The organism is Streptomyces sp. NPDC044061, from assembly GCF_056434305.1.
Genome location: NZ_JBWKFL010000150.1, coordinates 1 through 2,566, shown reverse-complemented (window position 1 = coordinate 2,566; position 2,566 = coordinate 1). Strand labels below are relative to the sequence as shown.

Below are 2,566 nucleotides of genomic sequence, written 5' to 3'. Positions count from 1 at the left end.
GCTAAGCTTGAAATTAAAGGTTTCCCCTCGGTCCTCAGGGTCGAGGGGTGTCCTTTTTGTGCTGGTGTTTGCCGACGGGGTGGCGGGGTGCTGGGCTGGTGGTGCGGCCCGGTGGGCGGCCGGGGCCGGGTCGGGTGGCTTTCGGTGGTTTCGCGGGGGTGCCCAGGATCTTGCGGATGCGGGGATAGCCGCGGCGGACCCGGCCGGGAGTGAGCTGGTCCGGTGTCAGCGGTTTCTCCCAGGGGCGGCGCAGGTCGCCGGTGAGGGGGCGGGCGAGTCGGAGTTGGGTGTAGGCGGCGAGGATCAGCCAGACCCATCGGTCGGCTTGTGCTGGGTGGCGCAGGCGGGGGCGGGTCATGCCCAGGGCCTGCTTGAAGAATCGGAAGGTGTGTTCGATGTCGAATCTTCTGAGGAAGATCCGCCATAGGCGGTCGACGTCGTGCGCCTTGGCGTCGGGGACCGAGTGCCATAGCCATAGCGGCTTGGGATCGCGGTTGCCGGGCAGGTGCTCGACCGCGAGGTGCACCAGTGTTCCTTCCACGTTGGGCAGGTCAAGGTCACCTGGGTGGTCGGCCCAACCGCCCTGGCGGCGTTCCAGTTTGGGGTGCAGGCGGCCCCAGCAGCGGGCCGTCACGCGGCCGAACCGGTCGTGGACGGTAGCCGATTCCTGGACGGGGTCCGGGTGGGTGGCCTCGTCGGCGAGGCGGAAGGGCTCGCCGTGACGCGGTTGGCGGCCTTTGGTGGGTCCTTTGCGGCGGCCTGGCGGGTGGTGCATGACGCGGTCGGCGCGGATGCGCCCGAGCAGGCGGACCGGTGCGTCACGCAAAAGCCAGGTCAGGCGCACGATGTCGTAGCCGGAATCCAGGACGAACAGCACCTCGGGGTCGCCCGCGCGCCACTGCCCGGCCTCGCGCAGGCGTGTGAGCAGGTCCCGGATCTGGGCGGCGGTGACTTCGGTCGCATCGTCGTGTGGGCCGAGGCGGACTGCGTCCAGCGGCCCGGTCCACGAGGTCCGTCGCCCGCCCAGCGCGGCGGCGACCTGGTACGGCCACCCGGGGATGGTTTGCCGGACCCCGTCGCAGCGGCACGGCCGGTGACAGTGAAGCCGGTCCGGTGAGCACTCCGCGTCCGGGCGCGGCCACGTTGTCACGTCCAGCGCGATCGAGATCTGCCGGTCCCTCCCGCGTGGCAGCGTGAGGCCGGCCAGCGCCAACCGCAGCCGCGACACATCCAGGCGGCCTTGGGCGAGCGCGTCGTACATCGCTCCGTGTCCACGCCGGTGCACCGCCTGGAGCGACAGTTCCGGAAGCGACACCACCGGACCGGCCGCGCACAGCACAGAGTCCGTCAACTCGAACAACGCATCACCGCGGCGGGGCATCGCCGCATACAACTCCATCCGAAAGGACGACAGTTCGGCAAGCGCCCGCCGATGAGCGGCTTCAGGGACGATACTCAAGACCGGCGACCTCCTGGCCCGTTGTGCGACTCGACATCACACAGCGTGAAAGGGAGGTCGTCGTCATGTCCGGAAGATTCCCATGTGGGTGAACGACTCGAACCCCAAACGATCACCGAAGGTTAAATTTCAAGCTAAGACCGACCGGCAATAGCGCCGGAGAGTTGGGTGGGCAGCAGAACGGGCACGGGTCTACCTGATCATGGAGTTCTCGACGCTCTGTGATCGCGAAGGACCGCCGTGCCCGCGCTGCCATCTTGCCTTCTCGGCCCCCTGTGGGACCAGTTCGCCGCTCTCCTCCCCGTCCGGGAAGGATTCGCCCCGAGCCACCCGTTGGGCTGCCACCGCCGATGGGTGCCACATCGGACCATCTTCGAACCCGTGGTGCTCGCCTTGGTCCACGGCTCGGGCTACGAGAGGATCTCCACCCCCGGATGCTCCGACCGAACCATCCGCCGGCGCATGAAAGAGGCTGAACAGGGAGTTTCCGAGGCCGTCCACCTCCTTGCCCTTCAGGCGTACGACCGCATGATCGGCCTGGAACTTGCCGAGATCTCGGTGGACGGCTGCATCACCAAGGCCCCATGCGGCGGCGAGCACGCAGGCCCGTCCCCGGTGGACCGCGGGAAACAGGGACTCAAACGCTCGATCGCCACCGACACCCACGGCGTGCCCCTCGGCCTGGTCGCGGCAGGGGCCAACCGCCATGACTCGCCCCTGCTCGAGCCGACCCTCCACGCAGCCATGTGGCAGGTCGGCCCCCTGCCCGACGTCGTGAACGTCAACCTCGACCGGGGCTACGACAACAACCAGTCCCGCCTTCTTCTCAAGGAGTTGGGCTTCACCGGCGAGATCGCCCGCAGAGGCGTACCGGCACCGCTACAGGCCGGCAAACGGTGGACTGTTGAGCGGACGCACTCGTGGATGAACGGCTACGGCAAGCTGCGGCGCTGTACCGAGAAGAACGGCGCGGTCGTGGAGTTCTATCTCCACCTGGCAGCCGCACTCGTCACGCTCCGCATACTGATTCGCCGAGCCGCCACCCGCTACCGATGGGACAGCCGTCCCACCACACGCCGACTCAAGTGATCCATTTGCCCGTCGGTC

2 protein-coding genes are annotated in these 2,566 nt (G+C 68.1%); one reads left to right on the top strand and one right to left on the bottom strand.

The features are described from left to right. Positions 1-34 precede the first annotated feature (34 nt). Complete coding sequence (locus AC07CM_RS50675) at positions 35-1,459, bottom strand: NF041680 family putative transposase (RefSeq protein ID WP_478883324.1); 1,425 nt, start codon at positions 1,457-1,459, stop codon at positions 35-37. A 240-nt stretch (positions 1,460-1,699) separates the two neighbouring features. On the opposite strand from AC07CM_RS50675, the gene AC07CM_RS50670 reads away from it, so the two are divergent. Continuing rightward, entirely contained in the window at positions 1,700-2,548 is an 849-nt protein-coding gene (locus AC07CM_RS50670; protein ID WP_478883323.1) for an IS5 family transposase, read from the top strand. Positions 2,549-2,566: the final 18 nt, after the last annotated feature.